Below are 23,994 nucleotides of genomic sequence, written 5' to 3' on the forward strand. Positions count from 1 at the left end.
TTTACCATTTCCCTAAGTGATTTTTTTGTACACTATATACAAGAATAGTTAACATAACGCTCATTCAAACTCACTAGGACACCAAATAGCTATGTCACCACCCGGAGTTGCAACTAAAAGCCAATCAACTCCTCCAAAAGGGTCTCCTAATTGCCAGCATTCGTAGTTAGGATCGTAGCATTCACAAATAGAACTCTCCCCGATTCTAGAGAAATGATAAGATGAGGCGATACAGTATCTAGCTGAACGTTTACTACTTTTTGTCTCTTAATATCCCAAATATGCTTAAAATGTTGCTCTTCTGTATTTAAAGGCACTTCACCCTCTGATGAGGGGTATGTATCACAGGGTTCAGGATATACAGTCCAATTTGTTTCGATGTTTAAAACAAAATCACCATCATCTTTTCTATTATAATTAGTAAAATACAATAGAGTTGTAGAACTATTAATCCCAAATTTTACGCCGTCTATTTGACTGCCAATAAGTAAGTGCTTCAGTACTCGTTCTGCAAATTTTCTGTCCTCTATTTTCACTGTGCTTGCTCCTTTAAAAGCATTTTTGATTTATGCCATATAAAAAGCTCACTTTTACCTTTCTAGTTAACACTTAGTGCATTCATACATAGGGTAAATAAAAACCTCTTTATGAAAAAACAGTCTCTTTATTTCTGCTTTTTTCCTTCTCTTATTTCGCTGATTGTCTTTATAAATTCACGCTCAGTTACTCCTAGATAGGAGTCGGAGCGACGAACATACACAATTCTGAGCTTTCTGTAAGGCTCAGGTATTGAAAAGAGTTGTACTAATCCTTCCCTCTCATATCTTTCCCCTAATGACCGGGCTATAAGTGTCACACCAAGACCAGAAACTACTGTCCCCATAATCGTTTCAAGTGTAGCAAATTCCATGATTTTTGGTGATACTATTTGTTCGTCTTGTAACCACTGCTGTAGTCTTTCTCTATATTGGCAGCCTTCATTAAATAAAATGAATGGTAAGTGCAGTAACTCTTTGGCAGACTGAATCTGCTTCTTACCTTTTTCATTTGCACTGCATACAAGTACAATTTCTTCATCGAAAGCCGGAATTTGATCAAGCGTTGACACATTTACTGGTTCTGCTACAAATGCCCCGTCTAACTGGAACTTAAGAACTTTCTCTATTAATTGTGTACTTACTCCTGATACTAGAGAAATATCCACATTTTTGTGCTTATTATGATAGGAAGAAATGATTTCAGGAAAACCTATTACCGTTTCAACTAATCCAATACATAATGATCCAACAAGATTACGCTCATCTTGAAATGCTTTCTGTATTTCATCCATCAGCCGCATCATTTGTTCTCCATACGTTAAAAGTTTTCGACCTTCTACATTTAATGTCATTCCTCGTCTGTGACGATGAAACAATGGGTGTCCAATTTTTCGTTCAAGAGACCGAATACGTGCTGTTACATTTGGTTGGACATAGCCTAGCTTATCAGCGGCAAGGCTTACACTGCCGTATTCTGCTACAGCCATAAATATGCGTATATCTTCTACTTCCATAAACATTCTCCTTTCCACTTACATTCATTTAGGTATTAATAATAGTGATATCTACAATCATTTATCATTATTTTACAAGATATCAAGCTCTAGATAAAATAATGACATCCGAGTGCTACTGCAACTATTTAGTAGAAATTACGTAAAGTTCTTAAAATGAGGTGACTGAAAGGAGGAAATTTGATTGTTTTATTTACTATTGTTTCTTGCCATCATTTTGGAGGTAATCGCAGTATTTTTTCTTAATCTTACAAATGGATTCACAAACTTTGTTCCTACTGTTTTTGCCATACTATTTTATTGTTCTTCAATTGCTGCTTATATGCTACTCAACGCCAAAGGTGAAGTAGGAGTAGCAAGTGCTTTGTATGCTGGAGGAGCAACCGTACTTGTTGTGGTCACAGGTATTATCTTTTTTGATGAAACTATTTCCTTATCTAAAATTTTAGGTGTTTCTCTTATTATAATTGGTGCAGTTTCTCTTAACATTAAAGAGAGCTCTAAAGAAAGGATGACAGCGTAATGGGATACGTATTTTTAACGATTGGCTTAATTTTAGGCATTGGAGGGCAAATGTGCGTAAAACTATCCAAAGGCTTTAGACAAACTGTTCCCACAATAGGGGCATTTCTACTCTTCATTGCCTGTATTTATTTTATTTCTCTAACGACACACTATTTTGAAATAGGCGTCGTTTTTGCTATATGGGCAGGGCTGACGATTGTTAGTACAACGCTGTTAGGTATTTATATATTTAAGGAATCAAAAAACAAAAGAAAGATTATCTCGGTTACTCTTATTATTACAGGTGTTATTATACTAAAGGCTTTTTAACACCCAAAGATGTTTAAGCGAAGATCTCGTATTCTTATATTGGGCATTTACTATTCAACTAGTATTTAGTAAGGGCTTTCATATTTCCGAAATCCCGGAAGTACATATATTAAACTGATTTGTGTTAGACTGTTAAAAGCGTATGACTTTGAAAAAGAAAGGCCGGAAAAAACATGACACAAACGAATACAGCATTTCGTGATGCACTTACCAAATCACTGCGAGGTGAAAGAGGTCACCTTCCGACGATTAACGCAATAACTGATATTAATATGGAGCTTGCTTCACATAAACAAAAGGAATTACCTTATTCTATTTATCAATTAGTGAAGCATATGAGCTATTGGCAAGACTTTTTACTTGCTCTTGCTAAAGGAGAAAACCCTGAAAGACCAAAAAGTGTAAGTGAAAGCTGGCCTGAACACCCTGCTCCGGTTGATGAGGAAGAATGGAAAACGACAATCCAGCATTTTTGTGATGGAATTGACGAAGCTTGTCACTTAGCGAATACATTAGCCATAGAAGAACCTCTGGATACTTGGCCAAGTGAAACCCCAGGGGGATTACTGCGTAATATTGCTTCTCACAACAGCTATCATCTAGGTGAAATTGTCATTATGAGAAGATTAAACGGAGCATGGCCACCGCCAACGGGAGGCTTTCCTGCTTAATAAAAACCGATTGAAACACAATAATTGGCAGAAACAAAGCCCTAAAAATCGTCGATTAGACACTTTTAGGGCTTTGTTTTAGTTATGTGCTATTACCTTTTGTTTTATCTATAAATCAATTGATTACTGAATTCGATTTTCAGTACTCTAAAAATCTTTGTCTTCGTGCAATTAATTACCTATAAGAATAATATGTCAGACGAAGCAAGTCTTCCTCTGCATTTCTGACAATCGAAAAGTGTTCAACGTTGTAATGACCAAGTAAAGTTTCATTATAATGCTTTATGATTTGTTCAGCACTTAAACCATTACTGTCCGTTGTTGAATGTCCATCACCCACTAATGTCAAACCATCCCATTGATTGTAGCTGTTCTGACTGCAATATCTATACAGTGTTGTGTCTAAATTTATGAGAAATTTAATGAGCAACTTAACGAATGTTCTTTGCTCCTTGGTCTTTTAACTAGTTCCCCTTCACAGTTAGGACAAATATACATCGCACTTTCACTACATTTATCACAGAATGTACATTCATGTGTACAGATATAAGCAACAGAGCTATTATGGAGTTTCTTATTGCACTTTTCGCATGTATTTCTCATTTCTAAAGCCATTAAATCCCTCCTTTTGATATAATTAAATTGTATTGTATAAATTTCTATTTTCACATGTCTATTTTATTGTATTATTAATTAATAGCTTTAATATTGACGGAAAATTCATTATTTTAATTTATAATTTAAAGCGGGGTATGTTTTATGGATGAAATTGATCAAAATATATTACTATATCTACAAGAGAATGCTCGTTTGTCTTTTACACAGTTGGGAAAACTGGTTGGTTTATCTACCCCTGCTGTTAATGAAAGAGTAAAAAAACTTGAAGAAAAAAACATAATAAATGGATATAGAGCAATAATTAACCCTGAAAATTTCAACAAACCTGTAACTGCTTTTATTTTATATAGCAATACAAAATGTAAGCAATTCGTAGAATACTGTAAAGAACACCCTGAAGTTATTGAATGTCATCGTTTGGCAGGCCAATACAACTATCTAGTAAAAGTTTTAACTGATTCCGTTCAATCTCTTGAAACATTTATTGATGAATCTATGGCTTTTGGAGAGCCGTCTACATTGATTAAACTTTCCTCACCAGTTGTCTATAAAGCAATAAAATAGACTGATAATCTATCTCCATTATTCTTTTTTCATTTTGGTTACTTTCTGTCTTTCATTTCTTACTTAGGATAAATTTTAAATGGCTAATAAATGTTAATAAACCATAGATATATTACGTAATTCTCCCGCCTTTTTAACTGACCAGCTAGCAGGACTAGAAGTGCATAGAATTTACAATTGCAGTTACCATACTGTCTATTCTCGGCAGGTATTTTTCTATACATTCATATGTTATAATAGAGAAAGAACATAAATTTAAATTATATGGTCTCTTTGTACCCTGAGTTTCCTTATAATGGAAAGAGGTACTTTTATGAATATACTTGAAATAAAAAAAACGCTTAATACTCTTGTTCAATATGAGGATAGCACTATTACTCATATCATTCCTGAAGTACTGGAATTGTCGTATTGTAAAACATCTAAGATTTTTCAAATCACTACACTTACGGATCAAAAAACCTTAAATTATAACGATTATGATATAGATAACGCTTCTGAAGCTTTATACAAGATCTTAAACTGAAGAAAGCGATTCAATGATTCTTCTATCTTTTATTTAACAAACATGCGATTGCACAATATGTTATTTTAAACAAAAGAAACTCCTGACATATATACAGGAGTTTCTTTTGTTTTTCTAATATATACAAGGTACAAATTTAATTTTAAAAAACCACCTAAAGATTTATATGATATGTATCTTTAAAATTGTAAAAGTTGCTTTGGTTATTTTCATTTTACAGGTTATTTACTAGAAGTAATTCCTAAAAAATGAAGTGCATTTTTTACAGTAGCCATTGTCGGGGTAGAAGCTAAATTAATACCTAGCTGTACGGCAGAGCGAGATAATTCTGGTCTTAACCCTGTTAAGATACATTGCACTCCAAGTAGTGACATAACGCTATTAATTTTAAAAAGATGCTCCGTTACAATTGAATTCAATGTATAAATACCAGAAAAGTCTATAATTAAACAATTTATATTTTGTGTCTGCACTTTTACTGGAACAGCCATTAAAAGTTGGTTTGCTCTTTCCTCATCTATGGCTCCTACTAAGGGAAGTACAGCGATTCCCTCCAAAAGAGGAACAAGGGTTGTAGAGAGTTCATTTATTTGCTTTATTATTTCTTTTTGTCTTGTTTCACTCTCTTTTTTTACCGTAATATCTCTCACATAGGTTTGGATTACTTTTTTATCTCCCAGCAGCAAGGGATGACAATATAATTCAACATTAACAGTTGTGCCGTCCATTCTAAATATGGTTTCCTCAATGAGCTCTGCTGGACGTTCATAAGCAGATTGGATTCTTTTCCTTATTGCTGCTTTAGATGTTTCTTGAAATATATCTAAAGGACTGGCACCTATGATATCTTCCCTTTTTCCTCTAAAAAAATGTTCAGCTGCGTGGTTAACATATATAATCTTATGATTTGAATGAATAATGAGTGGATCTAACGCATATTCAATGACTTCCTGATAATCAATACCCGAAATGTTTTCATTCATAATTTTCACTCCTTAATATGAAGGTTAGACTACTATTTCAAATTTATCAAGGGTTCAATTGCTTGTTTAAAATCTTAAAAAATGATAATAAAGTTTCTTTTGAAGTTATAAATAAGAAATAGTAAGAAAATAGAAGATTAAAAGGTCGTCTGTCCTTTACAGAACAAAAATAAAAACAGCCCTTAAAAATGAATTCAAGGGCCCTCTCTGCATTTATTTAAATCCTACTTTCTTACGAGTTAAATCATGGTGTAAGGCTGTATCAGGAACTATAGGATTAGGATGATTTTTTTCACTTCATTTTTTCACTTCAAACGAGAATTCTTTTTGATGACGAAATATATTAATTCTTCTTTTAGATCATTTACAGAGTTTTGTCTTTTCCTCTTTTGCCCTTTACCCTATTCTCATTTGAATGAATCGTTTGATCTCTATTTCTTTTTCTTCTACTAAGAAAATAGATAATAAAACCTACTAAAACTAATAAAGTAATTAGAAGGATACTTGTAGGAAAGTATAACGTCCCTATATGGATACCAAAAAATTGAATCATTACCCTTTCACCTCCATATGAGAGTAGTAAACGACTCTAGTAATATACTTTTCGTTCAGTATCTTTCCGATTCATAAACCCTTCGTACAGAAGAACAAATATTATATATAAAGCAACATGCTAGTATGATTTACTAATACTTCTCGATCACTTAGTTTCTTCAAAAGTTATTGCAAAGGAAAACCATTACACATCTTTTTTTGCAATAATAATTATACGTTCTTGTTTCATTTCACCGACACATTGTTTAGCTTCTTCTTGGGTTAAACCTAACGAGGCCATTTTAGAATGAAGTTCATCTTCACGAGAAAATAACTTATTAACTGCAGATTCAAAAACTCCTTGTTCAGAACCTCGATATTCTTTTGTATTTGTTGTATTTGTTAAATATTCCGAGCGCTCTTTATTATAAGTCAATAAATAAATTTCACTTTTACTAAACCCGTTAGCAAAAAACTCTTCAATAAACTTATTTGCCTGACCACTATTTTCTGCTACTTTAATTTCCTTCACTATTTTCTCCTCCTCTATCCCCATAGAATATGTCGTTCTACTAATAGGTGTATCCTTCAGCAGCCAATTAAAACCAATTTATTCGGATATGGGATAAAAGACTATATAATATCATCTAAATATTGTATAAAACGGGGTAAATTATCTACTTCTAAGAGAATAAAATATAGACTTCTTTTCCTGTGTAGAAATATCAAAAGAGAACTTTTTATGTAACCTTAAAAAATTCCCCCTCTATTGTCAGAGGGGGAATTTTAGTTAACCTTTCGTTAAATCTAACGCTTTATCTGCCTTTTTTAAATCGTGATTTACTTGTTCTTCTACATCATAGGCGTGATACATTTCATTATCAATCATATATTGAGCAATCTTTTCATGAAGCTCGATGGCTTTATCTAATTGCTTTTTTAATACCTTTCGAACTTCGGGCGTCGCCGTTTCTGTAAGCGCTACCGCATATGTTCGTACACTATTCTTAGCTGATAATAATAAATCAGTCGCAATAGCAAGATCGTCTAACGTTTTAGTAAGAGTACTTTTAGTGGCCATTTTTCTACCCCTCCTATTTATTGAGCTTTCTTTAAGATTTTTTTCAATTCTTTAATCGCTTCAGTAGATGTTTGAACATCTTCTTCAAGAATCTTTTTTAATTCCTCATCGTCTACCAATTCCAACATCGCTGTTCCTTTTGTTACGCATGATGCTTTAAGCGTTAAGATTTCGTGAACTTCTAGCGTTTCGTGCATAGCTAGTCCCTTTGCCATGTTTGCATCCTCCTTGTCATTTTTTTAACTTGTGAATTATATTCCCAAATGATTTCCATTTAAACAAGTATTGATTATTTTTTAAAAATTTTAGAAAAAGAAACAGGAATATTAAAACTAACAAAAATAATCACCTGTTTTTGCAATTGACCTTCCATTGTATTGCAGAATAAATCCCTTTAGGTGTAATATGTAACCCTTCAATGAACCTTAAATTGTAAGTCTTTCTTGCTAGACCTTTTTAATCGTTTAAAATTGGGTAATATATTTTGTAAAAAGGTGTGATTCTATCAACTTTTTACGTATTACTATTAAGGCTGTTATTCTCTCTTTCATTGGTGTTGTATTCAGAGTAATTTACGGTAAAATAATTGGAGAAAAGGATGTTCAAATAGAAAGTCTTATCGGTCTTTTTATTGGTTTTTTTATTGGAATTTTCTTAATTTCCTGCTTTACTGATTATCGTAAAAGGAACAAAAATAATAAATAAAATAATCAGGTTCGTTTACGCAACAGTTCAATTAAAAAGTGCGTTAACCCGGCTTGGATTAACGCACTTGATCGTTACAAAACTCAATTTTCTATAGAATCTAAACATCCTTTTAAATGCTGAAATGAGGATCCATTTGGACGGAAAGAGTAAGGGTTCAGGGTGCGCATTACACTCAATTACCTTCTAGGCTGATGATTTTTCTGATGACTTATTGCCCGGTGCAAACCAACCCAATAGCGCGATACCAACTAAGACTCCATAGAAAATCAGGGTCCAAATGGTGCTATGAGGAAAATGGGGATCTAAGACACCAATATCTTTATGTGCAAAAGTAATAACAGCAAGTTTCACACCTACCCAGGCAACAATGGCGTATGCTGTCGTTTCTAGGGCAGGTCGCTTTTCAAGGAGTTTTACAAACCAGCTTGCTGCAAACTTGATTAAGATAAGGCCTGCAACTCCTCCAAGAACTACAACTGCAAACTGCCCTCCGTCCATCCCACCGATTTCTCCAAACTGTGAATCCGGAAGTCCAAGAGCTATAGCAACCGCAGCTAAAATAGAATCGATGGCAAAAGCTAGGTCAGCTAACGCAATTTTCCCAACTGTCGGCCAGAACCCCTTTCCAGCAGACTCCTTCTCATCATCATCATGAATATTCTCATTATGTTTCCCAAATCGCGCCTGAATGACATGCTTCAAACCTAAATACAGAAGATAAACTGCTCCTACGGCCTGTATCCACCAGACGTTGGCGATAAATGAAATGGCAAAAAGAGCTCCAAACCGAAAAATAAATGCCATAAGAATTCCGTAATTAATCGCTCTTTTTTTCTGATCCTCGGGTAAATGTTTAGCTATAACTGCTAGTACAAGAGCATTATCAGCTGATAATAATCCTTCTAATCCGATTAGAATCAGTAATGCCCACACGTATTCGAGCCAAATAGATTCCATCCATTTTTCTCCTTTCCAAAATGTAAGTTGTTATGCTAAAGGTTTTATTTACAATAGAATAACCATATATCCTAAAGGCAACCCTAAAAGATAGGATTTTCATTATTTTAACACTAACCTTCTATAAAATACTGCTTTAAATACAAATAAAAACCAAATTATTAAATTTTTACGTTTTTTATCATATAACTGCGTTTTTTTACATGATTAATGAAAACTTTGAACCAACATCTCTATAAGTTGGATGGTTAATAGGTAATGGCTATTATTTCAGGCTTGTTTTACAAAGTACTTGCGGCCAATGAAAAGAACGGCTAAAAAATATTGATCAATATTTTTTAGCCGTTCTTTATTTCTTCTTTGTACCATGCAATAAAAAAGGTCAATTAGGACCAATCCCTACCCAAAAAAGATTTACTAGAGCCTTGGCCGTTTTTTCAGGTCCTCCTAATTCAGCTATTAATTCTTTTTTATTCCGTATCATTGTGACCGTTGAAAATGTGTGCGCAAGCAAGCGAGGGCTTGTTGTAACAATTTCCCCGTTGTTTGCAGCTTGTTTGAATACGTTCTCCAATGCCTGATGTATCGCTTTCTCTGCCTCACGAATTTCATGAATATGATCTTCTGTAAGCGAAGAAGCCGCTTCTTGCAATAATGTTTCAAAATCAATATGCGGCCGCTTTAAATGATCCAATGTTACCTCATATAATCTGTGTTTTAACCCATTGGAATTTTGCAATAATTTCTCCGTCTGCTTTGTAATACGCTGGAACATGCTTGATACGGAAACTGTAAACAAAGTTGCCTTATTTTTAAAGTAGTAGTAAACGCTGGCCTTGGTCACATCGCTCGCTTCAGCCACTTGCTCCATTGAAACTTTTTCGTACCCGTATGCCATAAATAAATGAGCAGCTGTTTTCAAAATTTGCTCTCTCGTTATATTATTTTCAGTTGTTATTTTAGGTCTGCCAGGCTTTTTTTTCGGTGTCTGATTCGTATTCATAAGGGCCCTCCTTCTAGTTCAAGAAATTGGCACATTTAAACTAGTTGATTAATTAACCTTCTGGTATATATAATTATTGAAGGTTCTATATATATTGTAATAGAAACAAACAGATTTGGAAATGAGGGAGAATTAATGAAAGAATCACCTTTAGCAACATTCAGTCGATATATGACTGGGAAAGTGAGTCGATGGATTGTAATTGCCGTATGGATTTTGGCAACTGTAGTCCTCACGATTGCTTGGCCTGCTGTGAATAAGACGGAAGTAAACAATGCACCAAACTTAAGTGAGAATTCACCTTCCGTAGAAGCTGAAAATCTTATAAAGAAAGAATTCCCTAATTCATCAGGGGTTCCTGCCTTACTTACATGGCACAAAGAATCAGGTTTGAATAATGATGATCTAAAATCTATTCAGCAAATGGCGGCGGATTTAGAAAAGAAACCATTAGAAGCACAAACGTCTACTCCGCCTTTGCATAAATTACCGTTAGCAGCTCTGCAAAAGATGGTTTCGAAAGACGGAACAACTCTTGTACAGCCTATTTTCTTTGAAGAAAACGTTGAAACGGATGTACTAGAAAAAAACCTAGATACGATTAAAAAACAAGTAAAAGAGAATGTTTCATACGATTCTTTTGCGACGGATATCGATGAAAAAGATAAGCTAAGCACGCGCGTTACAGGACCTGTAGGAATTCAAGTAGATGCAACCAGCCTATTTGAAGGAGCAGACGTTTCCTTACTAATCGCGACAGTTTTATTAGTCTTAATTTTACTTCTTGTCATTTATCGTTCCCCAATTTTAGCGATTATTCCTTTGATCGGTGTAGGTTTTGCCTATGGGGTGCTGAGTCCATTTCTCGGTATTTTAGCAGATAAAGGATGGATTACGGTCGATTCACAGTCCATATCCATTATGACGGTCTTGTTATTTGGAGCCGGAACAGATTATTGTTTATTTTTAATTTCTCATTATCGCGATGAGCTTCGCAAAGTAAAAGATAAGAGACAAGCACTTATTAACGCTTTTAAAGGTGCTTCAGGTGCTATAGCCATGAGTGGCTTTACAGTTGTCATCTCTCTTCTAGCTTTAATCGTAGCAAAATACGGTGCTTACCACCGTTTTGCCATCCCGTTTAGCTTATCTATTCTGGTTATGGGATTAGCGAGTTTGACTCTTATTCCTGCCCTGCTTGCAGTTATGGGAAGAGGTTCTTTTTATCCTTTTGTCCCTCGCACTCCTGAAATGGAAGAGGAATTGGCGAAAAAGAAAGGAAAGCCGGTGCGTAACCGAAAAGCGAAAAACCGTTTCGGGAATTGGATTGGTAATGTGGTTACGACGAAACCATGGACAATCATTGTAGCTTGTCTAGTCTTTTTTGGAGCTTTATCCATTTACTCTAGTCAAATCAAGTACACGTATGATATATTGTCTTCTTTCCCTGAAGATATGCCTTCTCGTGAAGGGTTTGCGGTTATCTCTGACGCATACTCTCCTGGCGAACTGGCGCCAGCACAAGTAGTTATTGATACGGAAGGAAAATCAATAGATCTAGAAAAAGCATTAAAGAAAAATGATCTTATTAGTGCCGTTTCTGCACCTCAAAGCGGTAAAAGTAATAAGAATTTAAAAGTATATGACGTCACGTTTAATATAAATCCATATAGTATAGAAGCAATGGAAGCTATTCCAGACTTAAAAGATGCAGCAGAAAAGGCACTATCGCAGTCAGGAGTTTCCAAAGTGGAATCTAAAGTATGGATTGGCGGTCAAACAGCGACGCAATATGATACGATGACGGTTAGTGATAAAGACAACAGTATCATTGTCCCGCTAATCATTATTTTTATATCGCTGCTGCTATTGGCTTACTTACGTTCTATTGTAGCTATGCTTTACTTGGTTGGAACGGTCATCTTGTCTTACAGTGCAGCTTTAGGGTTAGGCTGGCTCATCATTCACAACATCATGGGGGCAGATGCTATTCAAGGAGCGATTCCTTTATACGCGTTTGTATTCTTAGTGGCGCTTGGTGAGGATTATAATATCTTTATGATCTCAAGCATCTGGCAGAAAAAGAAGCACATGCCGTTAAAGCAAGCCATTAGAGAAGGCGTAAGCGAAACAAGCGGTGTGATCACATCAGCTGGAATTATTTTAGCTGCTACCTTCGCGGTTCTAGCAACACTGCCGATTCAAGTTCTCGTTCAGTTCGGAATTATCACGGCTTTAGGCGTTCTGTTAGATACATTTATTGTGCGACCATTCCTTGTACCTGCGATTACGACGGTTTTAGGAAGGTTTGCTTTTTGGCCAGGTAAAGTTGAAATGGTACCAGAAAAAGAGCAGTAAATATATAATCTCCCATCATAAAAGCGTGGACTGCATTCAGCCCACGCTTTTAACTATCTTCATTTTAGTTCTCTTTTTAATACTTTACCGAGCTGGTTTTTAGGAAGTTTATCAATAAAATAAACTTGGGGAATTTTGTAGCTTGCTAGACAATCTCTACAATATTTTAAGATATCTTCTTTTGTTAAAGAAGAATGAGGATCTTTTACCACATACGCTCTAGGTTTTTCTCCATAAACTGGGTCTTCTACTCCTACTACAGCAGCTTCTATAACCGTATCTATTTGCTCAATTATTTCTTCTACCTGATCAGGATAGATATTATCACCGCCATATACGATAACATCTTTATAGCGTCCCATAATATATAAAAAGCCGTCTTGATCTACCTTTCCAGCGTCCCCCATATAGAACCAGCCATCTCTAAGGACTTTGTCAGTCGCCTCTTGATTATGCCAATAGCCTTTAAAACAATAGGGGCTTTTTATAATAATTTCTCCAACTTCTCCTGCTTTCACTTCTTGTCCTGACTCGGGATCAATAATTTTTACTTCTACACCAGAAAGAGGCTTGCCTGCTGATTCAATTTTTTCATTTCCCATATTTGGTGTCCATACACTGACTGTCCATGCTTCTGTACTTCCATAACCTTGTATCATGCTGATGTCTAATTTTTCATATTCCTTAATAAGATAAGCAGGAACTTTTGCCCCTCCGGCAATAGCAACCTTTAGTGAAGATTTCTTTGCCCCTTCATTTTTCACTGCTTCGAGCATTTGCATGTACATAGAGGGAAACCCTAACATCATAGTGATCTTATGAGTTTCAATCGTTTCCCAGATGATTTCCGGTGTAGGATCTGACAACAAAAATAACCCCATCCCGTTGGAAACAGATTTCAAAATATTATTAATAGAACTCATATGATAAAAAGGATGCGAGGCAAGAAAACGACCATCCTCTTCATAATCGATTCGTTGACTAGATGGTTGTATATAAGAATACACATGACCATGCTCAATCATACAGCTTTTGCGTTGCCAGTTGTTCCAGAAGTAAAAAGAAGCATAGCTATGTCATCTTGAGAGACCTGTATATTGGGATTTAATATAGGATACTCAGAAAAAATTTCATTATATTCTTCAACTGTCTCCACACTATTTTTTCTTCCTACTTGTAAAGTAACAACGCTATTTAATATTTCAGAATCAAAAGGAATAACCTCATGAAATTTTTGGTCATAGAAAATAATTTTAGGTTGTGCACTATCTAAAATATCGATAATTTCATACTTCGTAAGCTGCCAGCCAATAGGAACCGCTACGGCTCCGATTCTTAATGCAGCTAGCAGAATCGTAGGAAATGGATGATTGTTTTGACAGAGAATTGCAATTCGATCCCCTTTTTTAATGTTATGGCTTAACAGGTAATGAGCGAGTTGATTGACACGTTCATTATATTCTTTAAATGTATGGTAAGATGTACTCCAAATTAAAGCCTCTTTTTCAGCAGATTGTGTAGCCCTTTGCTCTAATAGTTCTCCAAGTGTGTACATAATAGCTCTCTCCTTTAATGATAATGACCAGTTTGAATCATATTTAAATGGTGCTTCATTCTAATTATTTTTAAATCCATAAACTACATTACCCATAATTAACGTTAACGAAAACGTTAATTATAGGCGTTTGAAAAATTCATATCTTTTTAGCATGTAAAAAAACGAGCTCTTCATAAACAAGAGCTCGTTTTTTACGTATGTTTTATCTATATATAAGTATTTAAAATCAGCAAAACACGCCTATCTGTTAAAGTGTGATTAACTTTTTTGTCCAAAGCCTTTTTTATTAACAGCATTTCATCTAAAAAGTCCCCCTATCTTTTTTTGCTCTCTTCCGTTTGCGGTTTTACTTTTATTCATAAGCTCCCTGCCACTTTCCATTTTATCCTTCTCTTGACCTGCTAATCACGAGCAAACTCAAGACAGACCTAAACCTAAACAGCACGTACATATTTTGAAGCAAATGACATATTAATAGCTCAAGAGACAGTGTTTACTAATAAAAGCTAGAGGAGATGAGAGTGGGAATGGATAAGTTGAATTCACAATCATCCGCTAATCATTCAAACCCGCAAGTATGGAATTTTGTTTCGGCTCCTAATTTACATCCCATGAAGGTTACCATTAATACTAATAAGCCTGGAACAGCTCCCGGCCTATTATTTGTTGCGCCCTATACGGTATATGGAGCAGCGATGATTGGGCAAACCGGGTCACTAATTATGGAACAGACGGGTAATCCAGTGTGGTTTAGACCGCTTGCTAGTAGGTATATCCAAAACACAGACTTTCGAGTACAAATGTACCGTGGAAACCCTGTTCTTACGATGTGGCAAGGAACAATTTCAGGAACTCAAACTGCAAACCCTAACCTTCCAGTAGGTGAACCTGAGCCTGGTGCTTATTTTCAAATTATCAATCAGCATTATGAGGGCATTAAAAAGTTATTTGCTAAAAAAGGGTTTACCTCTGATTTGCACGAGTTTACAATTACCAAACGGAATACGGCTTTGTTTACAGCGGTAAAACAAATACCCGCAGATTTATCTAAGTATGGAGGGCCATTACATGGGTATTTTAGTAATTACTCTATTCAAGAAGTAGACATTGAGACGGGAGAGCTTCTTTTCTTTTGGGATGTACTTAAACATATTAATCCATCTGATTCGATGGTACCTGCTTCATCCGCAACAAGCTCTAATAATATATGGGATTGTTACCACGTAAATTCAGTCGAAGAAGGTCCAAACAATACACTTTTAGTGAGCATGCGTAGTATGTGGGCTATTTATAATATTGACAAAGAAACGGGAAAGGTGATTTGGCAACTTGGTGGAAAGCAAAGTGATTTTAGGCTTGGACCGAACGCCAAATTTTCTTGGCAGCATGATGCACGCTACAGGTCCGAAAACAGGATAAGCTTGTTTGACAATGCATGCTGTGCTTCTCCTGATTCTCCACCTCAAGGGCAAGCGCGTGGTTTAATTCTTCACTTAGACTATAAACACAAGGTTGCAAATGTAGATCGAACATATTATCATGCTCCCGCTTTATATGTTCCAAGTCAAGGAAATGCGCAAAAGCTTTCCAATGGAAATCAACTCATTGGGTGGGGACAAGAACCATACCTTTCAGAGTTTAGAAACGCTGGAAATTCAACGAGAAATCCTTCATTTAATTTGTTATACGATATGCAATATCCAAATCAAAACCTTTCATATCGAGCATTTAAAAATAAATGGGTAGGTTTACCCCTTTACCCGCCTAGCATAGCGGTAGATTTACTGCGAGACAGTGAAGCTACCGTTTACGCATCCTGGAATGGCTCAACGGAAACGGTCGCTTGGCAGGTACTGGCGGGGCCAACAGCTTTTAAGTTATCAGTAGTAGCATTTAGTACTCCTCGGACTGGATTTGAAACAGATATCCATGTCCAGGCAGTTGGCCCCTATTTTCAAGTAAAAGCATTAGACTCCTGCGGGAACGTGATTGGTACATCACCGACTGCTTACGTTAAAATAAGAAGAAATAGACGAAAGTGAGCATTAATAATCCTCTATTAGATTTTTAAAAATGTTCTTATAGTGCCCCCCTACTCAGAAGGTTTGAGGGGGCATTCACCTTTTACGGAATCAAATAGAAATTATGTGAGCTAGGGATTTTTTTTAAAAAACCCCTACTCTATTAATCTAAAAGGTAAAATTTTTGGTATATGATATTATAACGAATGGTATAAAGAGAAAGACCTGAAGGAATGCTTGATACAGTTGAGTATGAGAGCTTTTTCTCTCGAATTACTTAACTTTTAAAACAATATCTTCTGATTGGTCATTCCATTTAACAGTTAAAATCAAATGTTTAGATTTCATTATACCTTCACTAGCCTCCAGCTTTACTTTCTCTTTAAATTTTCCTTCTTTATCTAATCTTGCATCTCTTACTGCAACTCCATTTTCATTATTTGAAGTGTCTAAATTAATCTTAAAATCCCCTACCGATTCTATCTTATCACCTAGATAATTCAAATTAATTTGAGCTGTTTCTTTACTACTTTCAACGGGATATAACGTAATAGTAGCTGACCAGCTTTGAGTTTCACCTGAAAACTCTAAAGGATCCTCAGCTTTACTTTGACATCCAACTAATGAAACAAAAAAGAAAAGACTAAACAAAGCAATATAAAACTTTCTCATGCTCTTCCTCCATGTAAACACCATAATGTCATTTTTACTACCATATATTTTATTAAAATATATATCTTTAGTTAACATGGCGTAGAATATTATCTAGCAAAGAACATATGTAAGATCTTTTTTAAAAACTGTTCGTAGGTTTTGAAAGCTGCGCTAAATGCGGAACGTTTCTTTTCACTTTCCATTATAATTTTATCCCCTTTTATCTTAAGCGGGTATATTACATACAAGTTTATACAAAATGAATTGTCGTTAGTTTAAATAATGAAAGGTTTCCCAGAAATAATTTTGAGAGATTAGTAAAAAAAATTAACCTGTAAAAAAGCTTACAACACCTATCAGCACAAAAGATATGAGAATTGCAGATAAAATGAGCAGAAGTGTAAAGATAGGTTTATACTTTGCTCTGTTTTCTTGATTACTTATCTTATTATGTAAATCATCTAATTTTCTTTCAATTTCATCCAGACGTTTTTCAGTGTTAATATCCATCACCTCCTACCCTTTATACGAATTACTTCTATAAAAGTTTCCTAATTACTGTATTTTAAAGAATATATATGTAAAAGTATTTTTATTTTGTATTTATAGTTAGTTATCGAAATCCCCTTTTCACATAGTAAACTTTCATTTTTTTAAAATCTTCATCTAAATCAAAAGTGAAACGGACTTACTTGTTTAATAATAAACGAAATAATAAATGAAATCGCAATTATTACGGCGAGTTGCTTTGTGGTTTTATAAAAGACTCCACATAAAACAGCGTACATAATGAATTCTTCCATATAACTTACATGGATATAAAATACTCCAACCGCTAAAGAAAGACTTAGCAATAACCCCATAGGCAACGCTGGTAATATCCAAGCTAGACGTAAATTATTTTTAGCCATCCATACGATAGCTGCTAGAAACGGCGACGCTAGTGCGATACTTCCCCACAGTAAAAAATAACTAGTTGGAAAAAATCCAAATAGAAAAGCGGAATATATATAATAGCCCGTTAGCATTCCTATAAAGAACATGAATGTATTAAGAGCCGCACTAATTTTGGTTTTACTATACCCGGCTATAAGGGTAGCAATCAGGACCCAAATACCGGCCCTAGAACACAAATCCCCAAAATACGGCAGAATATTTATCCACCAGCTTCCATTAACACCTGCAACAGTATCTAAATATTTGGCTACTATCCCCAAAGCTGTACCGAAGACTAAATAGATAATAGAAAATACAAGTTTGTTTGTAGACTTAACTATTCCAATAGTAAACTCCCCCTACCCAAAGCAACTCTATTAAATTGTTTTAACTCTTTCGTCCAAAAGCTTTTGTATCAATCTTTTTGTCATCTAGAAAATTCTCTATCTTTTTCTGTTCCCTTCCATTTACACCTTCATTTCTATTCATAAGTGACTCAATTTCTGTTTCAGAAAAATCTCCTTCGCTCATATGCTCAACCATGTCATCGATGGCTTGATCCAGTTCATCCAAAATTTGATTGGAACCCGTAATAAAGCGGCTAATTCTCTCGGACTCTTTTTTATATCCTTTTGGTAGAGTATTGTGCGAGATATATGTGGAAAAATTACGATCATTTTCTTTGACCAGATCGTTTAGTTGTTCAAGTTTTTTCGCTTCAGCTTTAGGTAGCTGTTGATCAGAATCCATCATTTCTTCAAATTGATCACTGATATTGGATAAATCCTCGTTAGTATTTAAGTAAGTCTTTATACTTTCTTTCATTTCCTTTTCATCAATTACAGCATTATTTTTCGATGAACTAAATATAGAAGTTGGTAATACAATTTCTTCACTAACTTCTTTTGTACTTTCCTGACAAGAACAAACACCTAATAAAAAAATCATCATTGAGCTAAAATAAAGTTTCTTCAATTCAAACGCTCCCTTTACCAATGTGTTAATTCCATTAATTCACATAGAAAATTTCAGCATTAAAATTCCCCTTGGGACTATACCTCTAGAGGCGTATATTGCAAAACTACCCTCATCTAATTGAATATAGCAAAAAATGTTAAGAACAACGATTTGTTTGCTGTTATAGTGAACGTAAGGTAGGTGAATGTAAATGAATTATGTAACTTGTATACAGAGAACGCTAGATTACATTGAGGAGAATTTGGAGACACAAATTACTTTAGAAAAGTTAGCAGAAATTGCTTGCTTTTCTCCTTTTCATTATCACCGTGTCTTCCAAGCCATGGTTGGAGAATCCGTGATGGATTATGTGAGGAAACGAAGACTTACACGCGCAGCAGAACGCTTATTTTTCACAGATGAAAAAGTCATTGATATCGCACTTGATGTTGGTTTTCAATATCAAGAATCATTTAACAGAGCGTTCAAAAAATTTTATGATGTTTCACCGAAGCAATACCGTAACGCAAGGAGAATATCTGGACCTCTGCGGGGAAAAGCCTACCTAACTACCACACTTTTGTCAGGAGGAATTAAGATGGAACCAAAACTAGTCACTAAATCTGCTTTTTATGTCATTGGATATGAGCTAAAAACGAAGAACGAGGGTGGCCAGAATAACAAAGACATTCCTGAATTTTGGCAACAGTACATGCAAAATGGATTAGGCTCTAAAATCCCCAATCCCCTAAACGAAAACGCAGAGCTTGGTATTTGCACTGATTTTAATCCTGAAACGGGTGAGTTTGTTTATATAATTGGCATGGAAGTAAAGGAAGGCACTCCAGCTCCTGAAGGAACAGTTTACAGAAGCTTCCCTGAACTAGAATATGCCGTGTTCACTACTCCAAAATCAAATGAAGAATCTTTTACTTCTTCCATTCAGTCCACATGGAACTATGTTTTTACAGAATGGTTTCCAGAATCAGGTTATGAGCACTACGGATCAATGGAGTTTGAACTGTATGATAAAAGATGTTATGGTTCAGAAAATAAAGAGATTGACATCTACATTCCTGTGAAAAAACAGACTGTTAAGGCATAAAAGAGAACTCCCATTTGTTTAAGAGAAAAGTAGTGTAGAAATTCATTTATAATACTGAAGATATTCCTATACAAAAGCCCAATCTCTAAGCAATTAAACTTAAGAGAGGGCTTTTTGTTCTTTTGCATTGGGAATTTTGGAATCAATCAATATGAATATTCCCTTCATTTTTAATTATCGTAATGTACGATACCGGCCATAAAAACATCAGATATACAGAGAAATGTAAGATGCTTTTCTCTCCAATTCCTTCACTCTTAAAACAATGTCTTCTCATCTGTCACTGGATATAAAGTAATACCAGCTAACCCGCTTTGATTTTCATCTAAAAACTCTAAAGAATCCTCAGCTTTATTTTGACGTTCAACTAATGCGACAAAATAGAAAACAAAGTTAGATACATTTCCTATCATTTTATTTTATATATCTTCCTCACGCGCATATTTTTTACATTTTATAGGAATGATAACGTTACTCGTTGTATAACAAATATTCACTCATATAAAAGGTGGTAAAACGTGCGACAAAGATATCTTTTGAAAAGCTCTAATAAAGAAAAGACAACGGATTGTTCAGCAACTCCCTTATATGATGATATAAATAAAAATATAGAGAGACTATTAAACGAATTAGGAAATAGCTCTGATGTATCGTTTCGAATGGTTGAGTCTCCGTATCAAAAAACGTTAAAAGCAGCCGTTATTCACCTTGACGGATTAGCAGATGAAAATATTATAAATGAAAATATCATGACTCCTCTTATTCAGTGGCTTAAGGAAAGTAATCAAGTAGTAACCGTCAAAGAGATAGAAGCACAAATACCCCAGATGTTAACTGTATCTCAATTGACTATAAAAGAGAATTGGCATGAATTTATGTCAGCCGTTTTAACTGGTGATACGGTCATCCTACTGAATGGAAGTTCTAAAATTTTCATTGGCAATACAAAAAAACTTCAGTCCCGCGCAGTAACAGAACCAACCAGCCAAACTGTTGTTAGAGGACCTAAAGATAGTTTTACAGAGAATTTAAGGACTAATACCTCCTTGATAAGAGCTAGAATTCAGGATTCTAATTTACGCTTAGACAGCATGAAAGTTGGAAGCGTAACTCAAACAGATATAGGGATCATGTATATTAAAGGGAATGCAGATGAACGTATTCTAAAGGAAATCAAAGAACGTTTAAAAGAGATTAAGGTAGATGGGGTCCTCGAGTCGAACTATATTGAGGAATTTATCCGGGATGATAGGACGACTATTTTTCCACTTCTATTAAATACGGAACGACCTGATGCCGTTGTAGGAAATTTATTAGAAGGTCGAATTGCTATTATTGTACAAGGAACACCTTTTGTATTAATTGCGCCTGCTATTTTTTCTCAATTTTTTCAGTCTCCCGAAGATTATTATCAAAATTATTATATTGCTTCCTTTTTAAGGATGCTAAGATTTGGTTCTTTTTTTCTTTCTATGTATGCGTCTGCTATCTATTTAGCATTGATTACGCATCATCAGGGACTTATTCCAAACACATTAATGGTCAGTTTAATGGCGCAAAGAGAAAGAGTTCCTTTTCCAGCAATTGTAGAAATGGTAGTGATGGAACTAGCTTTTGAGATGTTGCGAGAAGCAGGAATCCGAATGCCTAGAGCAATCGGACCAGCAGTCTCCATTGTAGGAGCGCTGATTTTAGGACAAGCAGCTGTAGAAGCAGGTTTTGTATCGGCGGCTGTTGTGATCATTGTTGCTATTTCTGCCATCAGCAATTTCACACTGCCATCTACTAGCATTGTCAATGCGGCCCGTGGTTTTCGGTTTATCTTGATTCTAATTTCAGCATTTATTGGCTTATATGGAATTTTGCTTATGACCTTATGTATATGGCTTCATATAAGTAGTCTAAGATCTTTCGGTATCCCCTACTTTTCACCTTTTGCTCCCTTTGATTTTAAAAAGCAAAAGGATACTTTAGTTCGATTCTCTTTACCATCTCTGTTGAAAAAACATCAAAATAAATAGACTTCGTATAAAGATAAATGAGGATAGAAAATGAAAACTTATCTTTCGCTTTTATGGATCGCTGCCATTTGTTTATGCGTTTCAGGATGTTCGAATTACCGAGAATTAAACCAAATAGGAGTTATTATAGGATTGGGAATTGATAAGAATGAAAATTTGGAACAACCTTATAAAGTAACCTATCAGGTCATTAACCCAAGTGGTTTGTCACAAGGCAGTTCGTCGGGAGGACAAGGTCTTCCTGTCATTAACTATACAGTAACGGCCAAAACGTTAGTGGAAGCATTAAAAAAAGCCTCTGTCGTCATCCCAAGAGAACATATTACTTCTCATCTTTCGCTTATCGTTGTAGGTGAAAAGTTAGCAAGAAATGGTCTTAGCTTATTATTTGATGCCTTGGATCGAGGCAAGCAAGCTCGTACAAGTATTCCAGTTTTTATTGCACGTGATGGAACTGCTGAGAAATTACTTGGTGTAATTGAACCTTTCGAGGTTACTCCAGTCAAAAGTATCCTAAGTACAACCCAGAACAATCAAAAAATGTACGGAATAGTTAGTAATATACAAGCATATGAAGTTATTTCTATGCTTTTGAGTGAGGGAAAAGATCTATCTCTTCCTGGAATCACCATTAACAAACCATCTCAGAAGTCAGAAGAAGCAGGCAATTTAGAGAATACCAGCCCAAGTGCTATGCAGGTAAAAGGATTAGCTATGTTTAGAAAAGGGAAATTAGTTCGATGGCTGGATGGCGATGAGGCTCGATCTGTTCAACTTGTTACGTCTAAAGTGAAGAGCACGGCCCTTGTTTTCCCTTGTAATATAAATGCGAATATCACAGTTACGACGACCGGAATAAAAAGTAAAATAAAGACAAAAATCCGCCATGGACAACCTTTTATTCATACAGATTTGAATGTGATGGGAGAAATTACGGAAACATCTTGCCAGAAAGATTTAAGCAACCCTAAGGTATTAAAAGAGTTGGAAAAAGAAGTCCAAAATGAACTGCAAAAGGAAATTACAAAAACTATTAGCATGGCACAAAAAGAAAAGGCAGATATTTTTGGCTTTGGTGATAGCTTATCTCGAACCAACCCTAGTTATTGGCGTCAGCATAAACAGAATTGGGAGAATCTATTTTCAAGTGCGAAGGTATCGATGAATGTGAACGTCAGTATTGTAAATACCGGAATGCGTACAAATCCTTATGAGGTAAATTAGATGAGGAGCTGAAAAAGCGTTGACTAAAATAAAAATCGATGGGTTTCAATTATTTTGTATGATGTTTATCTTTATATTAGGCAGTACGTTACTTTTAGATATAGGAAAGGCTTCTAGGCAAGATGCATGGGTAGTCCCCCTTTTGGCTACTTTTTTTGGATGTTTACTGTATTTAGTCTATATCTCCTTATATAAGAGATACCCTAATATGCCTTTGACTGGCTACCTCATTAAAATCTGGGGTAAATACGTAGGCGGTGCTATCAGCTTTTGCTATATTATCTATTTTGTTTATATTGCTTCAAGAGTACTACGTGATTTTGAAGAATTACTAATTAGTTCTTCTTACTATGTTACATCGATTATTACGCTGGGGATATGTATGACCTTTGTGTTGATTTATAGTATTCACTTAGGAATAGAAGCATTCGCACGAGTTACATGCTTATGTTTTGTTGTTATTTTACTGACTCTTTTTATATTAAATGTTTTGTATGTAGTAGGAGGCTATATCAAGGTGGAAAACCTTCAACCCGTATTAGCAAATGGATGGGGAAACATAGGGAAAGAGTTAGTCCCTCTTGGTATTACTGTTCCTTTCGGGGAATTGATTACCTTCACTATGATTCTTCCTTATTTGAATAAAAAAAGTCAGGCTGCAACAATTGGGTTATCCGCCATTATAACAGGAGGAATTGTCTTAACCATTAATTCGATTATTCTTTTGTGTGTACTCGGACCAGAGACTGTTTTAAGATCCTCTTTCCCGGCTCTTACAGCTGTGAGTTACATTAACATAGCTAGTTTTATTCAAAGGTTGGATACCTTTATTCTTATTCTCATGGTCATTTTAGGTTTTGTTAAAATAACCATCTATTTCTTTTGTGCAGTGATTGGCGCGGCTGATTTGTTTCGAATGAAATCTTCTGTTACAAACATTTATTTAATTGGCGGTGTTATTTTTTTCTCCTCACTGATGATTGCTCCTAGTTACCAAGCTCATATAAATGAAGGACTCAAAATTGTTCCTTATTTATTGCACCTTCCTTTTCATATAGCAATTCCCATCCTATTGCTGATTACAGCATATATAAAACAAAAAATAAAGCCTGCCCTTTCATGACAAGGG

At 35.2% G+C, this 23,994-nt stretch carries 25 protein-coding genes and 2 pseudogenes; 11 read left to right on the plus strand and 16 right to left on the minus strand.

Translation table 11 applies throughout. The features are described from left to right. Nucleotides 1-146: 146 nt before the first annotated feature. Both AC2YJL_RS15545 and AC2YJL_RS15550 read right to left on the minus strand, forming a co-directional pair. Entirely contained in the window at nt 147-536 is a 390-nt protein-coding gene (locus tag AC2YJL_RS15545; RefSeq protein WP_230932348.1) for a hypothetical protein, read from the minus strand. 128 nt (nt 537-664) lie between these two features. Further along, on the minus strand, nt 665-1,552 hold the full coding sequence (locus AC2YJL_RS15550; protein ID WP_230932347.1) for a LysR family transcriptional regulator: 888 nt from the start codon (nt 1,550-1,552) through the stop codon (nt 665-667). Between the two features lie 184 nt (nt 1,553-1,736). Here AC2YJL_RS15550 and AC2YJL_RS15555 point away from each other — a divergent pair, with 184 nt between their 5' ends. The 3 genes from AC2YJL_RS15555 to AC2YJL_RS15565 all read left to right on the plus strand — a co-directional run bounded on the left by AC2YJL_RS15555 (nt 1,737) and on the right by AC2YJL_RS15565 (nt 3,057). Continuing rightward, nucleotides 1,737-2,075 (plus strand): DMT family transporter, encoded by a 339-nt coding sequence (locus tag AC2YJL_RS15555; protein WP_028410021.1) that lies wholly within the window; start codon nt 1,737-1,739, stop codon nt 2,073-2,075. Beyond that, a complete protein-coding gene (locus AC2YJL_RS15560) occupies nt 2,075-2,386 on the plus strand; it encodes a DMT family transporter (RefSeq protein ID WP_230932346.1) in 312 nt (103 codons plus the stop codon). The genes AC2YJL_RS15555 and AC2YJL_RS15560 overlap by 1 nt, the downstream gene beginning before the upstream one ends. A gap of 173 nt (nt 2,387-2,559) precedes the next feature. Then, nucleotides 2,560-3,057, plus strand: coding sequence for a DinB family protein (locus AC2YJL_RS15565; protein ID WP_195694922.1), 498 nt, complete (start codon nt 2,560-2,562; stop codon nt 3,055-3,057). Nucleotides 3,058-3,232: 175 nt separating this feature from the next. On the opposite strand, the pseudogene AC2YJL_RS15570 reads toward AC2YJL_RS15565, so the two are convergent. After that, nucleotides 3,233-3,459: pseudogene (locus tag AC2YJL_RS15570) on the minus strand (cysteine hydrolase); the annotation flags it as partial. Nucleotides 3,460-3,465: 6 nt separating this feature from the next. After that, on the minus strand, nt 3,466-3,672 hold the full coding sequence (locus AC2YJL_RS15575) for a DUF1272 domain-containing protein (RefSeq protein WP_230932345.1): 207 nt from the start codon (nt 3,670-3,672) through the stop codon (nt 3,466-3,468). 144 nt (nt 3,673-3,816) lie between these two features. Here AC2YJL_RS15575 and AC2YJL_RS15580 point away from each other — a divergent pair, with 144 nt between their 5' ends. Together AC2YJL_RS15580 and AC2YJL_RS15585 are read left to right on the plus strand one after the other, a co-directional pair. After that, on the plus strand, nt 3,817-4,239 hold the full coding sequence (locus AC2YJL_RS15580) for an Lrp/AsnC family transcriptional regulator (RefSeq protein WP_230932344.1): 423 nt from the start codon (nt 3,817-3,819) through the stop codon (nt 4,237-4,239). 313 nt (nt 4,240-4,552) lie between these two features. Next, entirely contained in the window at nt 4,553-4,765 is a 213-nt protein-coding gene (locus AC2YJL_RS15585) for a hypothetical protein (protein ID WP_230932343.1), read from the plus strand. Between the two features lie 221 nt (nt 4,766-4,986). Here AC2YJL_RS15585 and AC2YJL_RS15590 read toward each other — a convergent pair whose 3' ends face one another. The 6 genes from AC2YJL_RS15590 to AC2YJL_RS15615 form a co-directional block, all read right to left on the minus strand. Then, a complete protein-coding gene (locus AC2YJL_RS15590; RefSeq protein ID WP_230932342.1) occupies nt 4,987-5,748 on the minus strand; it encodes a PAS domain S-box protein in 762 nt (253 codons plus the stop codon). Nucleotides 5,749-6,487: 739 nt separating this feature from the next. Beyond that, on the minus strand, nt 6,488-6,814 hold the full coding sequence (locus AC2YJL_RS15595) for a YflT domain-containing protein (RefSeq protein WP_230932341.1): 327 nt from the start codon (nt 6,812-6,814) through the stop codon (nt 6,488-6,490). 258 nt (nt 6,815-7,072) lie between these two features. Beyond that, on the minus strand, nt 7,073-7,363 hold the full coding sequence (locus AC2YJL_RS15600; RefSeq protein WP_230932340.1) for a spore coat protein: 291 nt from the start codon (nt 7,361-7,363) through the stop codon (nt 7,073-7,075). Between the two features lie 17 nt (nt 7,364-7,380). Continuing rightward, nucleotides 7,381-7,578, minus strand: coding sequence for a spore coat protein (locus tag AC2YJL_RS15605; RefSeq protein ID WP_230932339.1), 198 nt, complete (start codon nt 7,576-7,578; stop codon nt 7,381-7,383). A gap of 676 nt (nt 7,579-8,254) precedes the next feature. Then, on the minus strand, nt 8,255-9,028 hold the full coding sequence (locus AC2YJL_RS15610) for a TerC family protein (protein WP_016766363.1): 774 nt from the start codon (nt 9,026-9,028) through the stop codon (nt 8,255-8,257). A 382-nt stretch (nt 9,029-9,410) separates the two neighbouring features. Beyond that, on the minus strand, nt 9,411-10,031 hold the full coding sequence (locus tag AC2YJL_RS15615) for a TetR/AcrR family transcriptional regulator (protein ID WP_230932338.1): 621 nt from the start codon (nt 10,029-10,031) through the stop codon (nt 9,411-9,413). Nucleotides 10,032-10,166: 135 nt separating this feature from the next. Here AC2YJL_RS15615 and AC2YJL_RS15620 point away from each other — a divergent pair, with 135 nt between their 5' ends. Continuing rightward, complete coding sequence (locus AC2YJL_RS15620; RefSeq protein ID WP_230932337.1) at nt 10,167-12,389, plus strand: MMPL family transporter; 2,223 nt, start codon at nt 10,167-10,169, stop codon at nt 12,387-12,389. 59 nt (nt 12,390-12,448) lie between these two features. On the opposite strand, the pseudogene AC2YJL_RS15625 reads toward AC2YJL_RS15620, so the two are convergent. After that, nucleotides 12,449-13,944, minus strand: a pseudogene (locus AC2YJL_RS15625) (class I adenylate-forming enzyme family protein). Between the two features lie 530 nt (nt 13,945-14,474). Between AC2YJL_RS15625 and AC2YJL_RS15630 the strand changes: the two are divergent. Further along, the gene (locus AC2YJL_RS15630) at nt 14,475-15,989 is read left to right on the plus strand and encodes an arylsulfotransferase family protein (RefSeq protein WP_195694913.1); all 1,515 of its coding nucleotides are present in this window, start codon (nt 14,475-14,477) and stop codon (nt 15,987-15,989) included. A 252-nt stretch (nt 15,990-16,241) separates the two neighbouring features. On the opposite strand, the gene AC2YJL_RS15635 is transcribed toward AC2YJL_RS15630, so the two are convergent. The 4 genes from AC2YJL_RS15635 to AC2YJL_RS15650 all read right to left on the minus strand — a co-directional run bounded on the left by AC2YJL_RS15635 (nt 16,242) and on the right by AC2YJL_RS15650 (nt 18,533). Next, on the minus strand, nt 16,242-16,640 hold the full coding sequence (locus AC2YJL_RS15635; RefSeq protein ID WP_195694912.1) for a hypothetical protein: 399 nt from the start codon (nt 16,638-16,640) through the stop codon (nt 16,242-16,244). Nucleotides 16,641-16,949: 309 nt separating this feature from the next. Then, nucleotides 16,950-17,132 carry a hypothetical protein gene (locus tag AC2YJL_RS15640; RefSeq protein WP_230932335.1) on the minus strand — a complete coding sequence of 61 codons (183 nt, stop codon included), beginning with the start codon at nt 17,130-17,132 and terminating at the stop codon, nt 16,950-16,952. 161 nt (nt 17,133-17,293) lie between these two features. After that, nucleotides 17,294-17,839, minus strand: coding sequence for a hypothetical protein (locus tag AC2YJL_RS15645; RefSeq protein ID WP_487374805.1), 546 nt, complete (start codon nt 17,837-17,839; stop codon nt 17,294-17,296). Between the two features lie 106 nt (nt 17,840-17,945). Continuing rightward, a complete protein-coding gene (locus tag AC2YJL_RS15650) occupies nt 17,946-18,533 on the minus strand; it encodes an NDxxF motif lipoprotein (protein ID WP_487374806.1) in 588 nt (195 codons plus the stop codon). A 193-nt stretch (nt 18,534-18,726) separates the two neighbouring features. Here AC2YJL_RS15650 and AC2YJL_RS15655 point away from each other — a divergent pair, with 193 nt between their 5' ends. Next, the gene (locus AC2YJL_RS15655; RefSeq protein ID WP_487374807.1) at nt 18,727-19,620 is read left to right on the plus strand and encodes an AraC family transcriptional regulator; all 894 of its coding nucleotides are present in this window, start codon (nt 18,727-18,729) and stop codon (nt 19,618-19,620) included. Nucleotides 19,621-19,877: 257 nt separating this feature from the next. Here the strand turns inward: AC2YJL_RS15655 and AC2YJL_RS15660 are convergent, their stop codons facing one another. After that, the gene (locus AC2YJL_RS15660) at nt 19,878-20,033 is read right to left on the minus strand and encodes a hypothetical protein (protein ID WP_195694819.1); all 156 of its coding nucleotides are present in this window, start codon (nt 20,031-20,033) and stop codon (nt 19,878-19,880) included. A 105-nt stretch (nt 20,034-20,138) separates the two neighbouring features. Between AC2YJL_RS15660 and AC2YJL_RS15665 the strand changes: the two genes are divergently transcribed. Genes AC2YJL_RS15665 through AC2YJL_RS15675 form a run of 3 tightly spaced genes read left to right on the plus strand, consistent with a single transcriptional unit; the run spans nt 20,139 to nt 23,988 of the window. After that, the gene (locus AC2YJL_RS15665; protein ID WP_195694820.1) at nt 20,139-21,641 is read left to right on the plus strand and encodes a spore germination protein; all 1,503 of its coding nucleotides are present in this window, start codon (nt 20,139-20,141) and stop codon (nt 21,639-21,641) included. A gap of 30 nt (nt 21,642-21,671) precedes the next feature. Further along, on the plus strand, nt 21,672-22,865 hold the full coding sequence (locus tag AC2YJL_RS15670) for a Ger(x)C family spore germination protein (protein WP_195694821.1): 1,194 nt from the start codon (nt 21,672-21,674) through the stop codon (nt 22,863-22,865). 19 nt (nt 22,866-22,884) lie between these two features. After that, on the plus strand, nt 22,885-23,988 hold the full coding sequence (locus tag AC2YJL_RS15675) for a GerAB/ArcD/ProY family transporter (protein WP_230932333.1): 1,104 nt from the start codon (nt 22,885-22,887) through the stop codon (nt 23,986-23,988). Nucleotides 23,989-23,994 lie beyond the last annotated feature (6 nt).

Source organism: Priestia sp. SRI_019 (assembly GCF_057586255.1).

Coding starts and splice junctions, on each gene's coding strand:
- AC2YJL_RS15550 (WP_230932347.1), bottom strand. CDS start 1,552: ATGGAAGTAGAAGATATACGCATATTTATGGCTGTAGCAGAATACGGC.
- AC2YJL_RS15560 (WP_230932346.1), top strand. CDS start 2,075: ATGGGATACGTATTTTTAACGATTGGCTTAATTTTAGGCATTGGAGGG.
- AC2YJL_RS15565 (WP_195694922.1), top strand. CDS start 2,560: ATGACACAAACGAATACAGCATTTCGTGATGCACTTACCAAATCACTG.
- AC2YJL_RS15575 (WP_230932345.1), bottom strand. CDS start 3,672: ATGGCTTTAGAAATGAGAAATACATGCGAAAAGTGCAATAAGAAACTC.
- AC2YJL_RS15580 (WP_230932344.1), top strand. CDS start 3,817: ATGGATGAAATTGATCAAAATATATTACTATATCTACAAGAGAATGCT.
- AC2YJL_RS15585 (WP_230932343.1), top strand. CDS start 4,553: ATGAATATACTTGAAATAAAAAAAACGCTTAATACTCTTGTTCAATAT.
- AC2YJL_RS15590 (WP_230932342.1), bottom strand. CDS start 5,748: ATGAATGAAAACATTTCGGGTATTGATTATCAGGAAGTCATTGAATAT.
- AC2YJL_RS15600 (WP_230932340.1), bottom strand. CDS start 7,363: ATGGCCACTAAAAGTACTCTTACTAAAACGTTAGACGATCTTGCTATT.
- AC2YJL_RS15605 (WP_230932339.1), bottom strand. CDS start 7,578: ATGGCAAAGGGACTAGCTATGCACGAAACGCTAGAAGTTCACGAAATC.
- AC2YJL_RS15610 (WP_016766363.1), bottom strand. CDS start 9,028: ATGGAATCTATTTGGCTCGAATACGTGTGGGCATTACTGATTCTAATC.
- AC2YJL_RS15615 (WP_230932338.1), bottom strand. CDS start 10,031: ATGAATACGAATCAGACACCGAAAAAAAAGCCTGGCAGACCTAAAATA.
- AC2YJL_RS15620 (WP_230932337.1), top strand. CDS start 10,167: ATGAAAGAATCACCTTTAGCAACATTCAGTCGATATATGACTGGGAAA.
- AC2YJL_RS15630 (WP_195694913.1), top strand. CDS start 14,475: ATGGATAAGTTGAATTCACAATCATCCGCTAATCATTCAAACCCGCAA.
- AC2YJL_RS15635 (WP_195694912.1), bottom strand. CDS start 16,640: ATGAGAAAGTTTTATATTGCTTTGTTTAGTCTTTTCTTTTTTGTTTCA.
- AC2YJL_RS15640 (WP_230932335.1), bottom strand. CDS start 17,132: ATGGATATTAACACTGAAAAACGTCTGGATGAAATTGAAAGAAAATTA.
- AC2YJL_RS15655 (WP_487374807.1), top strand. CDS start 18,727: ATGAATTATGTAACTTGTATACAGAGAACGCTAGATTACATTGAGGAG.
- AC2YJL_RS15660 (WP_195694819.1), bottom strand. CDS start 20,033: ATGATAGGAAATGTATCTAACTTTGTTTTCTATTTTGTCGCATTAGTT.
- AC2YJL_RS15670 (WP_195694821.1), top strand. CDS start 21,672: ATGAAAACTTATCTTTCGCTTTTATGGATCGCTGCCATTTGTTTATGC.